A 21290-nucleotide genomic window follows, 5' to 3' on the forward strand; every position below is an offset into this window, starting at 1 on the left:
CAGATCGCTTGACGATCTCGCTGAAAAGATCAAAATCCGATGACCTCATGTCATCGGATTTTTTTATGCAACTCTCAGAAGCACTCGCCCGTACTCATATTACCCGCCTAACCGAATTCACCTGCTTAGCAGATGTGTTAGAACCTGAGTTAATTCAATCTTGCCTAGACTCTCAGGGCGTTGCGACGTTAAGACGGCGTAAATTGCCGATGGACGCGATGATTTGGGCCGTTATCGGAATGGCTTTGTTCCGAGGGGAGTCTGTTCGGTCACTCATCAACAAACTCGACATTGTTTTGCCGCAAGAGATTGATTATGTTGCACGCAGCGCCGTGACTCAGGCGCGTAAACGATTGGGCAGTGAGGTTATTAGAGAAGTATTTAACCGCAGCGCCAATACCTGGCACGCGAGAGCTGAACATCCTCATTGGTGCGGTCTTAACTTGTATGGTGTTGACGGTGTAGTGTGGCGGACACCCGATAGTGTCCAAAATCAAGCCGCCTTTGCGCGTACCGCAAACGCTTCAGGCGAAGCGGCTTATCCGCAAATTCGCATGGTTTGCTTGATGGAATTAAGCAGCCATTTATTGGTCAACAGCGCCTTTGATTCGGTTGCCGAAAATGAAATGAACTTAGCGTCCCAGCTCATTCCTAGCATTCCTAATCACAGCCTAACCCTATTTGACCGAGGATTTTACTCGCTCGGCCTGCTGCACGCTTGGCAGCAAGCGCAACCTGATAGCCACTGGTTGTTGCCATTGAAGAAAGGCACACAATATGAGGTGGTGCGAACGCTAGGAAAGCATGACCAGAGGGTGAAACTCACCACGACACCTCAAGCCAGAAAGAAATGGCCGCAGCTCCCTGAAACTCTTGAAGCGCGTTTATTGACTAAGACAGTGAAAGGTAAGTCAGTCGCCATTTTGACCTCGTTGACAGACCCGATGCGTTACCCCAGCGAAGACATCGTCGACTTATATGCCCATCGATGGGAAATCGAACTGGGCTATAGAGAGATGAAACAACATCTACTGGAGAGCCGTTTTACGCTCCGCAGTCAACTACCGGAGCTGGTGACTCAAGAGTTATGGGGCGTGCTACTGGCCTATAATCTCATTAGATATAAGATGTTGCTGATGGCTAAAAGCTTGCCATCGGTCCATCCCAATCAACTGAGTTTTCGGGATGCGGCGAGTTATATCATCTTCAAGTTGACACAACTGTCATCACAAACACCGGGGAATGTCCCGAGAGACGTATTGGATATAGAACGAAATGCACGGCAATTTAAGCTGGATGGTAAACGGGAAAGGGCATATCCACGAGTCCTTAAAATGAGCAAAAACAAGTTTCCGGTTAGACCAAAGAAAAATGCCGTTCACTCTTAAGTGAACGGCATTAGCCAATGGCCTCTTTTTTATTGTCTAAGTATGACTAAATTCAAACAAAGCATAATGAGATTGCAGCTTATATGCTATTGTTACTGGCCACTTACATTTTACTCATCTATTATTAACTGTTAGCAATGGTTTTATCGTAAGATTAAGATTTAAAAGGGTAAATAGCTGAAAAGCATGTCAAAAATATGACTAAATTCGAACGATTGACACATCAAGGATTTCAACGAGGCTTCTCACTAATAGAAGTGCTTGTTGCATTAGTGATCTTAGTGATTGGCCTGATCGGTATTTTTAATTTACACATAGTGGCTAAGCGCGGCAGCTTTGAATCTTTTCAGCAGACACAAGCTTCTTACTATGCCAACGATATTATTAACCGTATGAAGCTTAATCGAACGCAATTAGCCAATTATAGCGGAGAATATACTGGAACGCTGGCTAAGCCGGCTAAAGAGTGTGATGTTGCTGTTGGCGCAGTCAGTTTATGTTCTCCAGCTGAAACTGAAGCTTGGGACCTTTATCAATGGGAACAGAGTTTCATGGGCGCTGCGGAAATCGTTGATGGCCAAAATGTCGGTGGATTAGATACTCCAACAGCTTGTATAGCCATTGATGGAACGACGGTGACTGTTGCCGTGGCGTGGAGAGGTATTCGTGAGGGCGCCGGCACAACATACACAGGGAATGAATGTGGTGAAGATCTTGGCACTCGTCGACGTATTTTTGTCGTATCAACAGTGATTATTTAGGCGAGCAGACAAAATGACGAATTTTCAAAAGGGAATGTCGTTAGTGGAGTTAATGGTTTCGATGCTGATCGGGCTATTTCTTACGCTAGGGCTGTTCGCTATGTTTAGTATGTCATCTTCAAATGTGGTAACGACTAGTCAATTCAACCAATTACAAGAAAATGGCAGGATTGCATTGGCGCTGATGGAAAGAGATATTACCCAACTCGGCTTTATGGGTGATATCACTGGAACCGATTTTGTACTTGGCACCAATATGACATTAAGAGATGGCATCGCGAATGATTGTATTGGGGCTGGGATAAATAATGGCACATTGCCCAATAATGAACCTGCACACTTTAGAAGACTGTGGGGATATGAAGCAGGTAAAAGTGCTGTGGAGTTAACGTGCTTAAATGGTGTTAATGCAAATACGGATGTGATCCAAATAAAAAGGCTGATCGGGCCTCCAGTTACAAATCCCAACGGAGAGCGCTATTACATGGCAGCAAATTCTAGTCAAGCGGTGTTATTTAAAGGGGGTAATCCTCCGAATCCTGCGCTTGAAAATGCACGATTTTGGGAATATCAACATCATATTTATTTTATTAAGAATGATGGTTTAGTACCGGTGTTAAGACGTAAAACGTTAACAAAAAACAATGGTATGAACAATGAAGAACAATTAGTCGAAGGCATAGAAAATATGCGTATTCTCTATGGTTTTGATAATGATGGCGATGATACCGCTGATAGTTTTATGCCTGCTGAAAATGTTACACCTTTAATGTGGGATAACGAATTATTTCAGCGTTTAGTTGCTGTTAGAGTTTATTTATTAGTTAGAGCAATCGATGAAGATAAAAGCTATACAAATGATACGACTTACACTTTAGGTGACAAGGAAATCAAAGGATTAAATGACCACTTTAGACGAAAAGTGGTTTCAACCACTATGGTGCTTGCCAATCCTGTGTTAATTCGCAATTAGAGGACGAATAGATGAGAAAGCAGAAAGGGATAGTATTATTTTTCGCACTCATTGTACTGCTTTTAATGACAATAATAGGTGTCGCCTTAGCCGTCAATTCAACCCAAGCCATACGTATGTCTGGAGCCGGAGCTGAGCGGATTGAAGCTAAATCAATTGCTGATGGTGGGCTACAGCAAGTGATACTAAAATATGAAGGCATGCTATTGGCGAATCTAAATGTTGCTACTACGGAAAAACTTTTTAATGGTGTACAGCAACTTACCCCATACCCCCTTACAGGAGTTAGAAATGTAGCCTGTCAGCGAACAGCAAACGCAACTGGGGCTAATTTAGTGAATTGTCGCCGAGTGGAAATTAGTAGTACAAGAACATTTGGTCGAGATGACTTAGGTCAACTAACCGTTGTATCAGGTGTAGAGCAGCAAGTCTTGCCTTAATAGGATTAATATCATGTTAAACAAATTGCTCATTGGAATATTTATAGTTATCACTTTTTCAGCAGGCTTGACGTTTGCTGATGATACTGAACTCTATTTGGTGGATTCAACAGTTAGAACAGGCAAACGCCCGCAGGTACTCTTTATTTTTGATAATTCTGGCAGTATGTCCACCGTGGAAGAAAATGCTGTAACTTCTTATTGCTCTGAGGCAGATAAAAATGCAGGAGTTTGTACTTATCCTGATGGATTTGGAACTTTTTTGGAGAATTACTCAGGTTATATTAACGACAAGGGAACCTACTGGAATGCAGGGGGAATTGATAATACTAGTAATATGCCTACTCCCGATAAGCCTAATGATGGGAGACGATTTTATAAAGATAATAATAACTGCAATACAGCTGCAAAGGCTTTAGTTTCTAAAGGACGTTATACTGGTTATTTAAGAGAGTTTAGTAGCAACAGAAATACATGGAATAATCTTGCTGATAATAATGGTTTTAATCAAAATGATATTGTTGATTGCTATGAAGATATTTTAAATGCTGATCCTGTTAATCCGGGTAAATTGAAAGGTAACTCTTTTGCAAATGGTTATCCCATAAACAATAAATCGATGTATACAACCAGCGCTACCGAAACCGACCGCTTAAATAGTTTAAAAAACACTCAGTTTGGCTCAGGGCAACCAGTGACGCTTTATACTGCTCATTATCTAGTCTGGCACAAATGGGTTACGACAACTAAAGAAGGACAAGAGAGTGGTGGTGTTGGTACTCGTCTTGATGTTGCCAAGAAAGCATTAATTTCTGCTTTAGACTCACTTGCTGTACCAATTGATGCTAGTCTGGCTGTATTTAATCTTAATTTTCCTGATGAATCTAATGCTGATGGTGGCCGAGTTGTTTATGACTTGGCTGAAATGAATTCAGTGAATAAAACAAGTTTAACCAATTTAATCAAAGGTATGCCGGCGCAAACAAATACGCCATTATGTGAAACTCTTTATGAGGCTTACATGTACTTTAGTGGTGGTCCAGTAACCTTTGGAAATAAAGATACTGATTATAAGTCTTTAAATTATAAAAAAAATACCCCGCCAAGCATTCTAATGACAGGAAATTATTCAACTCCTTTTAAAAAATGTCCTGATACAGCTTATGTTATTTATATTACTGATGGTGCACCAACAGTTGATAAGTCAGCTGATTTACTAATTAAAAATTTAACTTCGACAGCTAAAAATAAAGATGCTGATTATACTATATTTAACTTTAAAAATCCTCAGAATGAAAATGATACTAGTTACATGCCGGCTTTAGCTGCCTATATGTACAACAATGATGTAGTTATCGGAAATAAAGATTCTATGGGAGTTGATAACAAACAAAATATTCGTATTTTTACTATTGGTTTTTCGGACGGTGCTGATGCGGCAGCAGATTTATTGGAAGAAACAGCTTTTAGAGGTGGAAATCCGCGCAATAGTGATGGTATTTCTAAAGGATACTATGTCCTGAAGGATCCCCTCATAAATCAGCCATAGCATAGCCATATTTGAGCAACTGATTGGCGAATAATACCCAGGCCGCCAGCAATTCTTTCTCCGTGATTTGATAATCAGGCCGCCTGAGCACCTCCAATCCCAAGCGAATCGTTGAGAGTACCGTTCGATGCCCAATGGTATTGGCCTGAAAATGCTTATCCCAGCCCTGTTGCTGTGCGTGTAAACCAACTAGCCACAACAGGCATTGAACCATCAACGCTATCAGTAGGATGATGTCGAATCGCTCTGGACTGTTGGTACGACTTTGGCGTAAGCCAAAGCCGTATGCCGGGCTTTTGAGGTCACGAAAGGTTTCCTCTATTTGCATACGTTTGGCGTACAGGTTTACCAGCTGCTTTGGGCTCCGAGATTCTGGTGGTAAATTGCTGGCTAACACCCAAGGCTCTTTCGCCGATGTTGAGTACGTTTTTGCCGATGGATGGTGGCAATTAGTCCTCGTTGAACGCTGATTTGTACGCCCCTTAGGTTTGCTACGATAAAGCGTGAGATGGCAATTGATAGGGTTAGTTTTGGTCAAGGTCTTACAACCCAGGCTCTTCGCTTGACCGTTGGCCAAGTCATGTGTACTGCGAACTGCACGCCAATTTTCAGCGCCAATATCTGCAAATTGAACTGTACCGCGAATACGGCTTAGCCAAAACCAACCATGCGCCTCAACCTCTTTGTACCAAGGCACTTTGAACCCCGCGTCAGTCACGATGAGAGGGGTAACATGCAAAGGTAAAATCTTGGCTAAGTCCGCTAAAAAACCGTTGTGGGAGGCCTTAGAGCATTGTTCTGATAGGGGATAGGACTTCTCATACAGGGTAATAGAGCGGCCATTGAAGGCTATTGAGGCGCGCAGAGCCATGATGCGTTTATGCTCTCGGATGTCTGACCAATCGACGAGCACAATCGGCATAGGGTTACCAGAACAGATGAGGCTGGCATGCCATTGGTAGACAGCTAACCGTTCTTGATGCAGATGCGTGTTGCCGAGCAAACGATCAATGCGCTTGATGTTGTGCTTGGTTCGGGCCGTGGTTGGTAAATTTCGACCTAACTCAGTCAAGGTCAGTGTCTTACATTCAATCAGTGCCTTAGAGGCCAGCATCAAGCTGTTTAATCGTTTTAGGTGAAGTTCTGGGCAGTATTGGTGTAAAGAATGTTGTAGGATATTGGCTTCGCGCATCTTGTTGTCCAAGTGTAGTTTTTAGCGAAACCATTTGATCATGCAACAAGATGCGCTTCCACTCTAATTTGATGATTTATTTGTAAATCATCAGGGGATTCTTCAGTACTATGTCGCAAAAAATGGTCTTGATTTAGTAACGGCTTTGGACGATGCGTTAAAATCAATTTTAACGATTGACTCTACGTTTACATCTCCAAGTATTGCCAGTAATAATTTTGATAAAACTCAAACCTATAATGCCGCATATTATGCTATGTTTCTGCCTGGAAATGGTCCGCGTTGGAGTGGTAACCTTAAAAAGCTAAAGGTGAACTCAGCAGGGGAGATTGTCGGTCCTGGCGGTAGCGCTAATGCTATTGATACAAATGGTAACATTTCTATTGATACATGTACCTATTGGAATGCTTGTTCCGGTGTAAACGATGGAAATAAGGTGCTGTCTGGTGGGGTATTACCGACATTAAGAAGCCAGCTTAAAAATCGCAAAATTTATACTAATAGCGGTACCAATCTAGTGAATTTGGCAACGTCTTCCTTCGTTTCTAGCTATTCACAAACTGATTTGGATTGGTTGTATGGTGTGGATGTCGATGATGATGATAATGACGATAGCACTTCAGATCCTAGGGAGGATATGATGGGCGATCCTCTGCACTCTAAACCTTTAGCAATTAATTTTGGATCTGCTACCACTATGGATGTGAGGATTATTCTTAGTACTAACCAAGGTTTAGTGCATATGTTTAAGGACTCCGATTTGGGTAGTGCAGATTATTCTGTGGGTTCAGTTTCTGAATCCTGGGCATTTATCCCTAATGAGCTTTGGGGCAATATTCCTAAACTAAGAAATAATCCTGCAACGGGTGTGCATTCTGTTTATGGGATGGATTTATCCCCAGTGGCTTACACAAAAACAGATAGTACGGGCAAAGTAAAAGATGCTTGGCTTTACTTAGGTATGCGTAGTGGTGGTACATCTTATTATGCTTTAGATATTTCAAAACCAGATTCACCAACATTTAAATGGATGATTAATTCTGATTCAACTGGCTTTGAAGATTTGGGCCAAACTTGGTCAGAGCCTGTTGTTACATTTTTAAAAGGAATTAGTGATCCTGTATTAATTTTTGGTGGAGGTATGGCATCGGCTCAAGGTTCTGGACAAGCGGTTTATATCGTAAATGCAAAGGATGGCACGCTTATCACAAAATTTACCGATACAGGTATGGGGAGTGTTGTTGCTAAAGTTGCTATACTCGATAGCGATAATGATGGTAATACTGACCGCATATACTCTAGTGATATTTCAGGCAATGTTTGGCGTATGGATTTATTTGGCACAGACAAGGATAAGTGGACAGTATTTAAGTTCGCATCCATTGCCGGGCCTGCACCGGATAATCGTATGTTTTTTGCGGGTCCAGTGGTTGCTCAGACTGAATTTAATAATGTGCATTCAGATGGCGCAACTTTAAGTTATCAAAAAATTCCTTATGATGCTGTGACGATTGGTTCGGGTAATCGTGATAACCCACTAGGCTTAAGTATTAAAGATAAATTTTATGTATTCCAAGACCGTAACGTTGTAACGCAAAATTTTACTACAAAGCCTGTAACATTGACTTCTATGGATCTTTATGATGTCACCAATTCAGCTCCTAGTGATAAAGATGGTGATATTGCATTTGGAAAAATGAAAGGCTGGCAGTACAGCTTTACAGCTATTGGAGAAAAGAGTTTATCAGCATCACTAATTTTTAATGGTAAAGTCTATTTTACCTCTTTTGTACCGCCAACTAATCAATCAGTTGATTTGGATTCAGGTGTGTGTGGTTTTTCAGGGCAAGGTAGGTTGTACGTGTTCGATTTGCATAAGGGGACTCGTTCTTATAGCCAAGTTTATTACGAGGTAGGTGAGCGGGTACCTGATACCCCCCAAATAGTTATTCCTAAGCCTAAAGATGGAGAAAAAGCTGAAGCGTATATTATTGGTGTAGGAAAAGGGGAGTGTGAGAATGGCGAATGCAAAGGAACCATTGGATTGGGTGGTGGTTTAAATACCAATAAAATTTATTACCATATAAATGAATAAGTAAATATGAAGATTAAAGATAAAGGATTTACATTAATTGAAGTGATGATTGTTGTTGTCATTATTGGCATTTTATCGGCAATTGCATATCCTTCTTATACTCGATACGTTGCGCAAAGTACGAGAGCTGAAGGATTGTCGGCGTTGATGAGATTAGCTAATTTACAAGAACAGTATTACTTAGATAATCGTAAGTATGCTACTGATTTAACTAAGCTGATAGGCGCAGATCCCTATATTACTGAACATGGTAATTATTCTGTGACATCAAGTGGTACAACATCATTTACGCTAAAAGCAGTCGCTCAAGGGATACAGGCAAGTCGTGATTCTTCCTGTGCTCCTTTGACCTTAACAGATACAGGGGCTAAAGGTCCAAGTGCGGAGTGTTGGAAATGAAACGAGTCATTCTCTCCACGATTTTGGTGTTGATATCGAGCAAAGTTTGGGCTGTTACTGGAAATCCTCAAGTCGAACAGGATTTCAAATGTTATGTAACGTTTAATAATAATGCTGAAATTGCTTTTTATCGTTGGAAGATGAGTGAAATGCCGTTACGAATGGCTAGCCTTGTAGGCACTCTTCGTCATCACTCAAATGATGGTAAAAAGTCATACATCAATGCAGTTGAAGAATGCGTTGAACTTAATGCTTCTTTCAACAGCCTTAAGGCTCAAGAATTGGATAAGTTGACACCTAGATAAACACTTTTAGTGATTCATTTTAAGCTTAATAAAAACTTAGCGCCAAAACGATGTTTTTAAACTCAGTATTAAAAATGCCAAATCGTTTCATTTGATTTGGCATTTTTGAAATTTAATATAGTGATAATTTGTAAGTGGATGCTCAGTCAGTTATAAGCAACTTTGGTTATCACTTCCCTCTTTAATTAATCCTGATGTACTAATTTTTATGCTTTTAGAACCATCACTTTCTCCACTTGGGCAATATATAATAGATGTTTCAGTAGATACTAGGCCATCAGAAGTAAAGTTCACGGTTTTATCTGTCGGGCCAGTTAGTGAAATCGTATCTTTAGAGTTAAATCCATCTATTACCTTTAGGACTTTTTTTGAACCATTTTTTTCAATATACACACTAAACCCCTTACTCCAGTCATTACCACAGGGGGAGGCTGCATAGGGGCATACTGTGACTGTAGAACCGTAATTCACCGCTTGATTTCGCGCAAAGGCAAAAAGGTCATTAATTTTTTGTATTTCATTTGCGCTACGAGTCGCTTCATACATTGCTCTGAAGGATCCCCTCATAAATCAGCCATAGCATAGCCATATTTGAGCAACTGATTGGCGAATAATACCCAGGCCGCCAGCAATTCTTTCTCCGTGATTTGATAATCAGGCCGCCTGAGCACCTCCAATCCCAAGCGAATCGTTGAGAGTACCGTTCGATGCCCAATGGTATTGGCCTGAAAATGCTTATCCCAGCCCTGTTGCTGTGCGTGTAAACCAACTAGCCACAACAGGCATTGAACCGTCATTCCGCACCTAATTTTCGATTTAAAAAACTTGACGGCGATCGGTCATTCTGATCTATTACTCTCTTTTGCAGGTAATTCATCATGGCCGCTCCCGCTATCTCTATCCGTAACCTCGACCACCTTGGTTTGGTCGCTGCACTTTGCCAAGAACTCGGCATTGCTCGCATGATTGATGCGGTGCTACCCAAAACGCCGCCCTACAAAGTCTCACATGGTGAAGCGTTGGTGGCGATGATACTGAACGGTCTTGGCTTTCATAGTTCGACCTTGCACATGTTCCCGCAATTCTTTGCCAACAAGCCTGTAGAACGCCTGATTGGCCCGGGGATCTGTGCCGATGACCTCAATGATGATGTGCTCGGCCGCTGCCTTGATGCCCTCTTTGAGGCCGATGTCAGCACGCTTTATCAGGTGATGGCGGAGCAGGTCGTTGAACGATTGGGGCTCAAAAGTACTGCAGTACACCTCGATATCACCAGCTTCCACGTCGATGGCGCCTATGACCAAGCCGATGGCGAGCAGCTCGGTAAGTTGCAATTGGTACGGGGCTATAGCCGCGACCATCGGCCAGAGCTAAACCAGGTTATCCTGGAGCTTATCTGTGAAAATCAGGCCGGCCTGCCCATCTACATGCAAGCCTTGAGTGGTAATATTAATGATACCAAGGCCTTTGCCCAGACGGTACGGCGCCACTTGAGCAGTCTCAAGGCCGCGCAGGAGAGTCGTTATCTGGTCGGCGATGCGGCGCTGTATTGCGCCGACACCTTGCAACTACTGGCACAACAGCAACAGTTGTTCGTGACTCGTGTGCCTGTCACCCTCAATGAAGCCAAGCGAGCCGTGGCAACCATTGGCACCCAGTCGCTGGTTGCGCTGGGCAATGGCTATCATGGCTGTTGGCAAAGCGCCAATTATGCCGACGTCGCGCAGCGTTGGTTGCTGGTGCGCAGCGAACAGGCCAGCCACCGTGAGCAGCAAACATTAGCCAAAAACCTACTGAAAGACAGCACGCGTGAACTGAAAGCCTTCAACAAATTATGTGCCCAGCGTTTTGCCTGCGAGACCGATGCGCAGGCTGAATTAGCCCGTTTTGCTGTCAGCTTAAATCTGCTGCAACTAGAAGCAGAAGTCGTGAGTGAACCTATCTATGCAGGGCGCGGAAGGCCCCAAAAGGGTGAAATGCCGGTGAACTACCAATTTCACATCAAGGGGTTAGCCGCAAGTAGCTTGGCGCGGGTGGCTGAGGCGCGCAACCAGACAGGGGTGTTCATCCTCGCGACCAATGATCACAGTGAAACGCTCACCATGGCTGAGCTGTTGGCTACCTATAAAGCCCAGCAGAATGTCGAGCGTGGTTTTAGGTTTCTGAAAAGTCCCGAATTTTTAACCTCCTCGTTATATCTTAAAAAACCGGAACGTATCGAAGCGTTGCTGATGGTGATGACCTGTAGCCTGATGATTTATGCGGCGCTGGAGCACCGGATCCGGCAGGGCTTAGTAGAGCAGAACCGGAGTGTGGCGGACATGAAAAAGAAACCCACGCAAAAACCGACTGCGCGGTGGATTTTTTTACGCTTTGGCGGGGTGCACGAGTACCAGTTGGGAGAGGCGCCACCTCAAGTCACAGGACTCACAGTGGACCAGCAGATCATTCTCGACGTGTTAGGCGAACGGTATCGGCAAATTTATTCCTAAATCAGGTGCGGAAAGTCGGATTGAACCATCAACGCTATCAGTAGGATGATGTCGAATCGCTCTGGACTGTTGGTACGACTTTGGCGTAAGCCAAAGCCGTATGCCGGGCTTTTGAGGTCACGAAAGGTTTCCTCTATTTGCATACGTTTGGCGTACAGGTTTACCAGCTGCTTTGGGCTCCGAGATTCTGGTGGTAAATTGCTGGCTAACACCCAAGGCTCTTTCGCCGATGTTGAGTACGTTTTTGCCGATGGATGGTGGCAATTAGTCCTCGTTGAACGCTGATTTGTACGCCCCTTAGGTTTGCTACGATAAAGCGTGAGATGGCAATTGATAGGGTTAGTTTTGGTCAAGGTCTTACAACCCAGGCTCTTCGCTTGACCGTTGGCCAAGTCATGTGTACTGCGAACTGCACGCCAATTTTCAGCGCCAATATCTGCAAATTGAACTGTACCGCGAATACGGCTTAGCCAAAACCAACCATGCGCCTCAACCTCTTTGTACCAAGGCACTTTGAACCCCGCGTCAGTCACGATGAGAGGGGTAACATGCAAAGGTAAAATCTTGGCTAAGTCCGCTAAAAAACCGTTGTGGGAGGCCTTAGAGCATTGTTCTGATAGGGGATAGGACTTCTCATACAGGGTAATAGAGCGGCCATTGAAGGCTATTGAGGCGCGCAGAGCCATGATGCGTTTATGCTCTCGGATGTCTGACCAATCGACGAGCACAATCGGCATAGGGTTACCAGAACAGATGAGGCTGGCATGCCATTGGTAGACAGCTAACCGTTCTTGATGCAGATGCGTGTTGCCGAGCAAACGATCAATGCGCTTGATGTTGTGCTTGGTTCGGGCCGTGGTTGGTAAATTTCGACCTAACTCAGTCAAGGTCAGTGTCTTACATTCAATCAGTGCCTTAGAGGCCAGCATCAAGCTGTTTAATCGTTTTAGGTGAAGTTCTGGGCAGTATTGGTGTAAAGAATGTTGTAGGATATTGGCTTCGCGCATCTTGTTGTCCAAGTGTAGTTTTTAGCGAAACCATTTGATCATGCAACAAGATGCGCTTCCACTCTAATTTGATGATTTATTTGTAAATCATCAGGGGATTCTTCAGTACATTGCTGTAAAAGAGGGGACGCCAATAGAAAGAAGTAAAGCCGCAATTGCGATGGTGACCATTAGTTCAACTAAAGTAAAACCTTTTGAGAGAGTAAACATTGAATAATCCTCGCGTTAACTCGGTTAAGTATATGCGAGAGAGCCTACAAGATCAGTAACTATCTAAGATATTCAATATAACCAATAAGTTGTTTTACAGTGTCGTTTATAATTAGCACAGCCAATACACAAGGTTTAAATGGTTTTAGTTATGTACGAGTAATTTATATTCAGTATAGAGAAAGCTGATGCTCTGCATCTCAATACTGTGGCAGTGCATTAACAACTTAGCTGCATTCAATGGGTCGTGTACTAGCATATTTATCAATATGCATTTATTTACAGTCAATATTTTTTGCGGTAGATAAGCGAACTCGTCCCGCTTGATTGACCACTATTGCTTTAGAATTTTTGTTATCTATTGTTCGTGGGCAATATTTAAAGGTTCCGTTACTGCCTGATGCAAGCCCATCTGGCTGAAATCTTACAGAGCTACGGTTGTACTTTATAAAATCTTTGCTATCGAACTCATCAATAGTCATTATCACTTTATCATTTAAATCAAGTGTTTCAGCTGCACCTGAGTCAGTAAAAACTGAGATACCTTGCTGCCAGTTATCAGTGCAGTGTCCATTAACGAGAGGACAAGCAGTTACCCTATATCCGTAGTTTATTGCGGTGTTACGTGCAAATGCGAATGTTTGTTGAACAGTTTTTATATTCGAATCTGCTCTAAAATGGTCAGTTATGTCAGTATACGATGGAGCCCCAATCGTAAGGAGAAGTGTTGATATGGATAAAGTGGTGAATAGTTCTATCAGGCTAAAACCATTTTGATGGGTTTTCATAACAGTTCCTTTGTCATAAGTGTCCCGCGTCCAGCAGGGGTTTAAACATCAACAGCTAACTCCAAGTATAACTGTCAGGCTAGGATCTGCGATGTAATTTTTAGATTTTTATGTGCTAAGAACCGTTTTATAGAAACTGTGTTTTATGAGTAAAGCGATGCCAATGCTTCAATAATGCCTTAACCACGTGTAAGCTAGTGTTATTCTGTTTGATTATCTGTAAGCAAGTGCTGAGGAATGTTTGATGAAGAAAGTTGAAGCCATTATTAAGCCTTTTAAATTAGATGATGTGCGCGAGTCACTTGCTGAGATTGGGATCACGGGAATGACTGTGCTCGAAGTCAAAGGTTTCGGTCGTCAGAAAGGACATACGGAGCTTTATCGTGGTGCTGAGTATATGGTTGATTTTTTGCCAAAAGTAAAAATTGAGCTTGTGATCCAAGATGATCTCGTTGATCAAGCTATAGATGTGATTGTTGAAACTGCACGTACTGGTAAGATTGGTGATGGCAAAATATTTGTGACAGATGTTGAGCGGGTTATCCGGATTCGAACTGGGGAAGAAAACGAAGAAGCGGTTTAAATCTATTCTTTTAAAATTAGGGCCTGAGGGCCCTTTTTTGTTGCCTAAATTTTATCACGTAGCTCATTAAGTCGTTCGATTTCTGAAATATCTTTAATGTAAAATGGTCTGCTTAGTTAGACTAAAGTAGTTATCTCTTATCTGTTCCATGGTATAACTTAGCCACTTAAATGAGCTTGTGAGGTTGTTATTTTGGCTACGAAACGAATCGTTATTGTGGGCGGTGGAGCTGCAGGTTTAGCGCTGGCCTCAAAATTAGGCCGTAAGTTGGGCGGTGGTGATGTCGTCGATGTCTGCTTAATTGATAAAAGCCCTATTCATATCTGGAAGCCAAAATTACACGAAGTTGCTGTGGGGGTTATCGATCAGTCGATTGAGGGATTACTTTACAGAGATCATGGCCTTAAAAATGGATATCGTTATATTCGTGGTGAAATTGAGCAGTGTGAACCAGATGCAAAGACTATTCAGCTTGCTGCTGTATATAGTGATTCAGGAGAATTATTGCTTGAACCTCGTCAGATTGAATATGATTATTTAGTTCTGGCCTTAGGTGGAGTATCCAATAGCTTTAATACCCTAGGAGCGGAGCAACATTGTATTTTTCTCGATAGTTTAGATAACGCTAACTTATTTCATCAAAAGCTCTTGGATGCCTTGTTACAACTCAATGAAACACAAGAGAAAGTCAGTATAGGCATTGTTGGTGCAGGCGCAACAGGCGTTGAGTTAGCCGCTGAACTTCATCATGTGATTGAATCAGTTAAAGAATATGGTTACCTTAATATCTCAAAACATCATCTTGATGTGCATCTTATTGAAGCCTCTCCCAAAATTCTTCCTCAACTGCCAGAGCGTGTAAGTGCTAGAGCCCAAGCTGTACTTGATAAAATCGGTATTCGTTTACACATCGGGGTGCAGGTAAAGGAAGTGACGCGTGACGGCTTCATCACTCAAGATGGTGATGTGATTGAGGCGGGCCTAAAGGTTTGGGCGGCTGGCGTTAAAGGTCCAAAAGCCTTCCGAAATTTTTCTAAACTGCCTATTACGCCGCGAAACCAAGTCGAAGTTGATGCTTGTATGCGGGTGAAAGGCCATCAAGATATTTATGCCATTGGGGATTGCGCGCTATTAATTCTGGAGTCTGGTCAACCTGTTCCGCCACGCGCTCAAGCCGCTGCTCAGATGGCAGATACGCTATATGAGAATATTGTGAACCGGCTACAAAATAAGGCTGAAAAGGCTTTTGTCTATAAAGATTATGGTTCCTTAGTTTCATTAAGCCGCTTTTCGGCCGTGGGTAATTTAATGGGGAATCTGCGCTCTGGTACTTTCTTCGTTGAAGGCCATATCGCAAGGCTGATGTACATCTCTTTATATCAGAGGCATTTAGCGAGCCTATATGGTTGGTTCTCTGCGATTATTTATCGCATCGCACAAAAGCTGCTCAAGTGGCAAAGACCAAAGCTGAAATTACACTAACGGTATAAACACGAGTGAGCTATGATCTCTCGTGTTTTTAGTATGGCATTTTTCGATATTGGATTTGATATTACTGCTACTAGAGAATCCGTTTACGTACTACGACGACAATGCGCCACTTTTGTATCACGCACTACTAATATAAGTCTAAAACGTCAATATATCCTAGTGTTTAGGTGAGGCAGAAGAATCGCGGATAACCGGCTCTGGGGTAAATGTTTTTGCAAATTTAGCATCTAGCTCACGACGTTTATCGATTAACAGTTCTGTCGCAACTTGGGCAATTTCAGAATTGGGTTGATGAACTGTGGTAAGCTTCGGCCAAGTTTGGCGTGAAAATGGGCTATCTTCGAATCCTACAATCGACAAGTCACCAGGAATATCAAGCCCTGCTAAACGTGCGGCAAAAAGTGCTCCTGCTGCAATTTCGTCGTTACAAGCAACAATCGCAGTAGGACGATTTTTAAGTTTAATCAGGATATTTGCGCCTTCGACCCCCGATTCAAATGAGTATTTCCCTTCAATTATGTAATCCTCATTCAGAATTAGATGGTTTTTTGTTAATGCTTGTTTATAGCCAAGTAATCGTTCTTTCGTGGATTCGTGGTGCAAATCACCACTTATAAAAGCGATATTTTTATGGCCCAAATCAATCAAATGCTGGGTTATTTCAACCGCCCCCGACTTGTCATTCACTAAAATGGTGAGCCCATCTGGCTCTTTAACTCCTTCCCCTGCAATAATGCGGACATAATTTGCATCGATCTCGTTGAGAGATTTCAGTACTTTTGGATCTTCTGAAAGTGGCGGTGTTAACACTAAACCTGCGAGCCTCGAATGTTTAACAAGCTGAGTCAGCTCATCACAAATTGTGTCAGATTTAGCATTACAAGGGTGGATAACAAGCTCGTAGCCTTTATCTTTACATGCCGATAAAATCCCATTTTGCATATCAATAATGTAATACGCGTTAGGATTATCATAAATAAAACCAATAGCATAGGATTTTGTCCCTGCCAGATTTCTTGCGGCAAGATTGGGCTGATAATTTAATGCTTTAATGGCCTCGTTCACTTTATCAATCGTGGCTTGTTTCACCGATGGCTCATTATTGGTTACGCGGGAAACTGTCTTGATTGACACTCCAGCATATTTAGCGACGTCGTTGATAGTGACTTTCATTGATCTAAAAACTCTTTATTCGAATTTGCGAAGGGCTAGCAGATTGATGAACCTCAATCCTTTAAGCGTAATTTACAAGCCGACAGCGTTGTCAGTTAACTTTTTATTATGTTGCTTATAGTGCGAGCATTTATGCCGTATAGCAATGCTCATTTGTTACAAACTGCGGCATTTTTCAACTGTTAACACTCCGTTATAAGTTGTAATTTTACATCAAATTATTTAAGTGATTATTTTTGCTTAAATATATTCAGATTCTATCCTGCCAAAGTCAGTGTTATGACTTTTTTTTTCGTCCAGAGTTATTTTGTTGTGGCAAGGCTGTTAATTATTGTGTAATGTTTGCTCTAGACATGACAGCGTTGTCATTCCATCGGAATGGTTATGAATACTAAAACGATAATAAAGTTATGGAAGGGAAACGAGATGCGACCATCATCCTTTAAGAAAAGTGTACTAGCTACAAACATTGCTATCCTCCTCGGCAGCGCGGTTTCAATCAGTGCTGTCGCTGCAGAAGCGGCTGCAACTGCTGCCGCTCCTGAAAATATTGAAAAAATTGAAGTGCGTGGTATGAGAGCTTCAATGAAAGCTTCTGTTAACGACAAACGTTTTTCTGACGCTGTTGTTGATGCTGTGACCGCTGAAGATATTGGTAAATTTCCTGACGGTGACGTGGGGGAGTCTTTAGGCCGTATTCCTGGTGTTGCGGTAAACCGTCAGTTTGGCCAAGGTCAACAAGTTTCTATTCGAGGTGCTTCTAGCCAACTTACTAGCACATTATTAAATGGGCATTCTGTCGCCTCAACAGGATGGTTTGATCAACAAGCCATTGATCGCAGTTTTAATTACAGCTTACTTCCTCCCGAATTAGTTGGTGGTATAGAGGTCAAGAAATCTTCTCAGGCTGATGTTGCAGAGGGCGGTATTGGCGGCACAGTGTTAGTTAAGACTCGTAAGCCGCTTGATTTAGAAGCTAATTCTGTATTTTTAAGTGCAAAAGGTGATTACGGTACTGTTTCTGAAGCGACAGATCCGCAGACCTCAGGTTTATATAGCTGGAAAACTGAAGACGAAAAATTTGGCTTTTTAGTGGCTGGCTCGTTAGATAAAACTGAATACCAACGTAATGGTATTGAGTCGTTACTTGGTTGGGGGGAAATTGTTCCAACAACTTTCCAACAAGACCGTGAACGCACAGCTGTTAATGCTGCTTTCCAATACAGACCAACTGATAGCCTTGAGTTCGGTCTAAATGTTATGAGTTTGCAGCTTGATGCAAACAATGCCAATACGTCAATTTTCTTATTCCCGACCCAACAGGGTGAAAACAAGTGTCTTAAGAAAAATGCCGCAGGTGTTTGTACTTTAGTTGAGCATACCGATAAAGGTGGTTTTGCATGGGCACAAACTTGGGCTCGTAAGGCAAGCATGTCCTCTGATACAGTGGACCTCGATTTTGCATATCAAGCTGATGCCTATAAGTTAGAAGGCCGTATCGGTAAGACTAAAGCTGAGGGTGGTACCGATTTGACATCCAACTATGGTCAGTCAATTGGTAAAGCGGCAGATTTTGCGGGTATTTACGATGCAACTGGTGATGTTATCAAAATTGACATCGCTAATAATGCTTTCGATGCCAGTGATTTTAATGGCAAGTTGGAAACTGCGGGTTGGGCATTGAAAAAACAACCTAATACTGATGAAGAGTCATTTGCGACCTTTGATATCACAGTTCCAGTTGAGTTTGGTGTTATTACCTCAATTAAATCAGGTATTAGCTATGCGGATCATGACGTAACTCAAACGACTGAAGCTGCGCAATCATCAAATATTACTGCAAAAGACGCCTCTGAATATTACTCAGGAACTATATCATCAGGTGCAGGTTTTACCTTACCTAAGCCTATCTTTGACAATATGATCAGAGATGCTTACGCCGCCATTGATGGCTTTACTTTAGACAAATCTGGTTACGGTACGCTTCAAGAGAAAAACTTAGCTCTATACACTATGGCCACATTTGCTGGTGAAGGTGTACGGGGGAATTTCGGTTTAAGATATATCTCTACCGATGTTGAATCGGATTATTACGCATTCAGCACAAAAGGTACTTATGCAGATGATTTAAGTACAGATAAGGCAAGCTATAATGATGTTTTACCAAGCGTAAACATTGCATTTGATTTAGCAAGCGATTTAATTTTAAGAGCATCAGCAGCACAGGTTATGTCTCGCCCTAACTACGCAGATCTTTTTGCGACTTCTAAATTACCTGGTTTTAACGACGGTACTCCAGGTAACGAAAAGAAAGTAACTGGGAGTGTGAATCTGTTGCCATTTAAAGCCTCTCAAGCAGATTTAAGCTTAGAGTGGTATTTCAGCGGCGAAGGTTTATTTGCAGCAACTTACTTTATTAAAGATGTTAGTTCATTTATTTCAACCCGTGAAAAATTAAATCAACAAATTGGTATTGAAGATCCAAACTTAGTGCTGAAGAATCCCCTGATGATTTACAAATAAATCATCAAATTAGGGTGGAAGCGCATCTTGTTGCATGATCAAATGGTTTCGCCAAAAACTACACTTGGACAACAAGATGCGCGAAGCCAATATCCTACAACATTCTTTACACCAATACTGCCCAGAACTTCACCTAAAACGATTAAACAGCTTGATGCTGGCCTCTAAGGCACTGATTGAATGTAAGACACTGACCTTGACTGAGTTAGGTCGAAATTTACCAACCACGGCCCGAACCAAGCACAACATCAAGCGCATTGATCGTTTGCTCGGCAACACGCATCTGCATCAAGAACGGTTAGCTGTCTACCAATGGCATGCCAGCCTCATCTGTTCTGGTAACCCTATGCCGATTGTGCTCGTCGATTGGTCAGACATCCGAGAGCATAAACGCATCATGGCTCTGCGCGCCTCAATAGCCTTCAATGGCCGCTCTATTACCCTGTATGAGAAGTCCTATCCCCTATCAGAACAATGCTCTAAGGCCTCCCACAACGGTTTTTTAGCGGACTTAGCCAAGATTTTACCTTTGCATGTTACCCCTCTCATCGTGACTGACGCGGGGTTCAAAGTGCCTTGGTACAAAGAGGTTGAGGCGCATGGTTGGTTTTGGCTAAGCCGTATTCGCGGTACAGTTCAATTTGCAGATATTGGCGCTGAAAATTGGCGTGCAGTTCGCAGTACACATGACTTGGCCAACGGTCAAGCGAAGAGCCTGGGTTGTAAGACCTTGACCAAAACTAACCCTATCAATTGCCATCTCACGCTTTATCGTAGCAAACCTAAGGGGCGTACAAATCAGCGTTCAACGAGGACTAATTGCCACCATCCATCGGCAAAAACGTACTCAACATCGGCGAAAGAGCCTTGGGTGTTAGCCAGCAATTTACCACCAGAATCTCGGAGCCCAAAGCAGCTGGTAAACCTGTACGCCAAACGTATGCAAATAGAGGAAACCTTTCGTGACCTCAAAAGCCCGGCATACGGCTTTGGCTTACGCCAAAGTCGTACCAACAGTCCAGAGCGATTCGACATCATCCTACTGATAGCGTTGATGGTTCAATGCCTGTTGTGGCTAGTTGGTTTACACGCACAGCAACAGGGCTGGGATAAGCATTTTCAGGCCAATACCATTGGGCATCGAACGGTACTCTCAACGATTCGCTTGGGATTGGAGGTACTCAGGCGGCCTGATTATCAAATCACGGAGAAAGAATTGCTGGCGGCCTGGGTATTATTCGCCAATCAGTTGCTCAAATATGGCTATGCTATGGCTGATTTATGAGGGGATCCTTCAGAACTTAGTGAGTCAAGGTGGTAGCTCCTGTGGTGCAGGTATATATGACTGTTGGACAGTGAGTGAAAACTATAATGCTACAGGTGGTTCAATCGATGGTATTGAACTGCAATTACTAGATTCATTCGATAACGGTTTTGGTTACTCCGCTAACTACACCTTTGCCGATGCAACCTCACCTGCTGAAAATTATGCTGATCGTGTAGGAGTGTTCTCAGACTCATCTAAGCACACTGTAAACTTAGTCGGTTACTACGAGATGGATGATTTCTCTGCTCGTATAGCATATAACTGGCGTTCAGAGTATATGATGCGTGAATTACCTGGTTTCTACGGTAACCGCGAGCATCAAGCTTATGGCACAGTAGATTTAAGTGCTAACTATAATGTGACAGATTATCTATCTGTAACATTTGAAGTCGTTAACTTACTTGAAGAAGACAGTATTCAGAAAGGTGTTTCACCTGTTGATGCAGAAGGTGTTATTAGTGAATTTAAAGATAACTACCCAGTATGGAGCTTCGATGGTGAAGCTCGCTACAAGCTTGGTGTAGCGTTACGCTTCTAATTCAATTTAATCACGAAAAAGCCTAGCATTCGCTAGGCTTTTTATTATCAATAAAT

General features: G+C 42.6%; 15 protein-coding genes and 6 pseudogenes. 14 read left to right on the forward strand and 7 right to left on the reverse strand.

All coding sequences use genetic code 11. The features are described from left to right. Nucleotides 1-65 precede the first annotated feature (65 nt). The 5 genes from FJD32_RS05645 to FJD32_RS05665 all read left to right on the forward strand — a co-directional run bounded on the left by FJD32_RS05645 (nt 66) and on the right by FJD32_RS05665 (nt 5111). Nucleotides 66-1388 (forward strand): IS4-like element ISSba6 family transposase, encoded by a 1323-nt coding sequence (locus tag FJD32_RS05645; RefSeq protein ID WP_205403023.1) that lies wholly within the window; start codon nt 66-68, stop codon nt 1386-1388. A 173-nt stretch (nt 1389-1561) separates the two neighbouring features. Then, a complete protein-coding gene (gene pilV, locus FJD32_RS05650) occupies nt 1562-2149 on the forward strand; it encodes a type IV pilus modification protein PilV (RefSeq protein ID WP_047536846.1) in 588 nt (195 codons plus the stop codon). A 13-nt stretch (nt 2150-2162) separates the two neighbouring features. Then, complete coding sequence (locus tag FJD32_RS05655) at nt 2163-3122, forward strand: PilW family protein (protein WP_037429626.1); 960 nt, start codon at nt 2163-2165, stop codon at nt 3120-3122. Between the two features lie 11 nt (nt 3123-3133). Next, nucleotides 3134-3562, forward strand: a complete 429-nt coding sequence (locus FJD32_RS05660) for a pilus assembly PilX N-terminal domain-containing protein (protein ID WP_037429627.1) — start codon at nt 3134-3136, stop codon at nt 3560-3562. A 13-nt stretch (nt 3563-3575) separates the two neighbouring features. Continuing rightward, nucleotides 3576-5111 carry a hypothetical protein gene (locus FJD32_RS05665; protein WP_240199991.1) on the forward strand — a complete coding sequence of 512 codons (1536 nt, stop codon included), beginning with the start codon at nt 3576-3578 and terminating at the stop codon, nt 5109-5111. Here FJD32_RS05665 and FJD32_RS05670 read toward each other — a convergent pair. After that, nucleotides 5095-6303: an IS4-like element IS10A family transposase gene (locus FJD32_RS05670; protein WP_001206290.1), complete on the reverse strand. Its 1209-nt coding sequence runs from the start codon at nt 6301-6303 to the stop codon at nt 5095-5097. The genes FJD32_RS05665 and FJD32_RS05670 overlap by 17 nt on opposite strands. A 106-nt stretch (nt 6304-6409) precedes the next feature. On the opposite strand from FJD32_RS05670, the pseudogene FJD32_RS05675 reads away from it, so the two are divergent. From FJD32_RS05675 to FJD32_RS05685, 3 genes and pseudogenes are all read left to right on the forward strand, one after another. Then, a pseudogene (locus FJD32_RS05675) lies at nt 6410-8398 on the forward strand (PilC/PilY family type IV pilus protein); the annotation flags it as partial. Nucleotides 8399-8404: 6 nt separating this feature from the next. Further along, nucleotides 8405-8797: a type IV pilin protein gene (locus tag FJD32_RS05680; protein ID WP_037429631.1), complete on the forward strand. Its 393-nt coding sequence runs from the start codon at nt 8405-8407 to the stop codon at nt 8795-8797. Beyond that, nucleotides 8794-9102: a TapY2 family type IVa secretion system protein gene (locus tag FJD32_RS05685; RefSeq protein ID WP_037429632.1), complete on the forward strand. Its 309-nt coding sequence runs from the start codon at nt 8794-8796 to the stop codon at nt 9100-9102. The genes FJD32_RS05680 and FJD32_RS05685 overlap by 4 nt, the downstream gene beginning before the upstream one ends. A gap of 150 nt (nt 9103-9252) precedes the next feature. Here FJD32_RS05685 and FJD32_RS05690 read toward each other — a convergent pair whose 3' ends face one another. Then, nucleotides 9253-9648 carry a GspH/FimT family protein gene (locus FJD32_RS05690; protein WP_240199992.1) on the reverse strand — a complete coding sequence of 132 codons (396 nt, stop codon included), beginning with the start codon at nt 9646-9648 and terminating at the stop codon, nt 9253-9255. A gap of 17 nt (nt 9649-9665) precedes the next feature. After that, nucleotides 9666-9878, reverse strand: a pseudogene (locus FJD32_RS05695) (IS4 family transposase); the annotation flags it as partial. Between the two features lie 102 nt (nt 9879-9980). Between FJD32_RS05695 and FJD32_RS05700 the strand changes: the two are divergent. After that, nucleotides 9981-11594: an IS1634-like element ISShes12 family transposase gene (locus tag FJD32_RS05700; RefSeq protein WP_011715680.1), complete on the forward strand. Its 1614-nt coding sequence runs from the start codon at nt 9981-9983 to the stop codon at nt 11592-11594. 20 nt (nt 11595-11614) lie between these two features. On the opposite strand, the pseudogene FJD32_RS05705 reads toward FJD32_RS05700, so the two are convergent. From FJD32_RS05705 to FJD32_RS05715, 3 genes and pseudogenes are all read right to left on the reverse strand, one after another. After that, nucleotides 11615-12601: pseudogene (locus FJD32_RS05705) on the reverse strand (IS4-like element IS10A family transposase); the annotation flags it as partial. A 105-nt stretch (nt 12602-12706) separates the two neighbouring features. After that, nucleotides 12707-12811 (reverse strand): annotated as a pseudogene (locus FJD32_RS05710) (prepilin-type N-terminal cleavage/methylation domain-containing protein); the annotation flags it as partial. Between the two features lie 275 nt (nt 12812-13086). Further along, the gene (locus FJD32_RS05715; protein WP_055648541.1) at nt 13087-13599 is read right to left on the reverse strand and encodes a GspH/FimT family pseudopilin; all 513 of its coding nucleotides are present in this window, start codon (nt 13597-13599) and stop codon (nt 13087-13089) included. A gap of 244 nt (nt 13600-13843) precedes the next feature. Between FJD32_RS05715 and glnB the strand changes: the two genes are divergently transcribed. Further along, entirely contained in the window at nt 13844-14182 is a 339-nt protein-coding gene (glnB, locus tag FJD32_RS05720; RefSeq protein WP_011073353.1) for a nitrogen regulatory protein P-II, read from the forward strand. A 192-nt stretch (nt 14183-14374) separates the two neighbouring features. Further along, nucleotides 14375-15664: an NAD(P)/FAD-dependent oxidoreductase gene (locus tag FJD32_RS05725; RefSeq protein ID WP_037421015.1), complete on the forward strand. Its 1290-nt coding sequence runs from the start codon at nt 14375-14377 to the stop codon at nt 15662-15664. A 165-nt stretch (nt 15665-15829) separates the two neighbouring features. Here the strand turns inward: FJD32_RS05725 and FJD32_RS05730 are convergent, their stop codons facing one another. Further along, entirely contained in the window at nt 15830-16846 is a 1017-nt protein-coding gene (locus tag FJD32_RS05730) for a LacI family DNA-binding transcriptional regulator (RefSeq protein ID WP_037421020.1), read from the reverse strand. A 426-nt stretch (nt 16847-17272) separates the two neighbouring features. On the opposite strand from FJD32_RS05730, the pseudogene FJD32_RS05735 reads away from it, so the two are divergent. The 3 genes and pseudogenes from FJD32_RS05735 to FJD32_RS05745 all read left to right on the forward strand — a co-directional run. Next, nucleotides 17273-19339 (forward strand): annotated as a pseudogene (locus FJD32_RS05735) (TonB-dependent receptor); the annotation flags it as partial. A 106-nt stretch (nt 19340-19445) separates the two neighbouring features. Next, nucleotides 19446-20654: an IS4-like element IS10A family transposase gene (locus FJD32_RS05740; protein ID WP_001206290.1), complete on the forward strand. Its 1209-nt coding sequence runs from the start codon at nt 19446-19448 to the stop codon at nt 20652-20654. Between the two features lie 13 nt (nt 20655-20667). Next, nucleotides 20668-21234 (forward strand): annotated as a pseudogene (locus tag FJD32_RS05745) (TonB-dependent receptor); the annotation flags it as partial. Nucleotides 21235-21290 lie beyond the last annotated feature (56 nt).

The organism is Shewanella sp. LC6, from assembly GCF_006385735.2.
In the GTDB taxonomy this organism is placed as follows: domain Bacteria; phylum Pseudomonadota; class Gammaproteobacteria; order Enterobacterales; family Shewanellaceae; genus Shewanella; species Shewanella xiamenensis.

What these genes read in the sequence shown, in the direction of transcription:
- FJD32_RS05655 (WP_037429626.1), top strand. Translation starts at nt 2,163, where the DNA reads ATGACGAATTTTCAAAAGGGAATGTCGTTAGTGGAGTTAATGGTTTCG.
- FJD32_RS05680 (WP_037429631.1), top strand. Translation starts at nt 8,405, where the DNA reads ATGAAGATTAAAGATAAAGGATTTACATTAATTGAAGTGATGATTGTT.
- FJD32_RS05730 (WP_037421020.1), bottom strand. Translation starts at nt 16,846, where the DNA reads ATGAAAGTCACTATCAACGACGTCGCTAAATATGCTGGAGTGTCAATC.
- FJD32_RS05690 (WP_240199992.1), bottom strand. Translation starts at nt 9,648, where the DNA reads ATGTATGAAGCGACTCGTAGCGCAAATGAAATACAAAAAATTAATGAC.
- FJD32_RS05700 (WP_011715680.1), top strand. Translation starts at nt 9,981, where the DNA reads ATGGCCGCTCCCGCTATCTCTATCCGTAACCTCGACCACCTTGGTTTG.
- FJD32_RS05740 (WP_001206290.1), top strand. Translation starts at nt 19,446, where the DNA reads ATGCGCGAAGCCAATATCCTACAACATTCTTTACACCAATACTGCCCA.
- FJD32_RS05645 (WP_205403023.1), top strand. Translation starts at nt 66, where the DNA reads ATGCAACTCTCAGAAGCACTCGCCCGTACTCATATTACCCGCCTAACC.
- FJD32_RS05670 (WP_001206290.1), bottom strand. Translation starts at nt 6,303, where the DNA reads ATGCGCGAAGCCAATATCCTACAACATTCTTTACACCAATACTGCCCA.
- glnB (WP_011073353.1), top strand. Translation starts at nt 13,844, where the DNA reads ATGAAGAAAGTTGAAGCCATTATTAAGCCTTTTAAATTAGATGATGTG.
- FJD32_RS05665 (WP_240199991.1), top strand. Translation starts at nt 3,576, where the DNA reads ATGTTAAACAAATTGCTCATTGGAATATTTATAGTTATCACTTTTTCA.
- FJD32_RS05685 (WP_037429632.1), top strand. Translation starts at nt 8,794, where the DNA reads ATGAAACGAGTCATTCTCTCCACGATTTTGGTGTTGATATCGAGCAAA.
- FJD32_RS05715 (WP_055648541.1), bottom strand. Translation starts at nt 13,599, where the DNA reads ATGAAAACCCATCAAAATGGTTTTAGCCTGATAGAACTATTCACCACT.
- FJD32_RS05660 (WP_037429627.1), top strand. Translation starts at nt 3,134, where the DNA reads ATGAGAAAGCAGAAAGGGATAGTATTATTTTTCGCACTCATTGTACTG.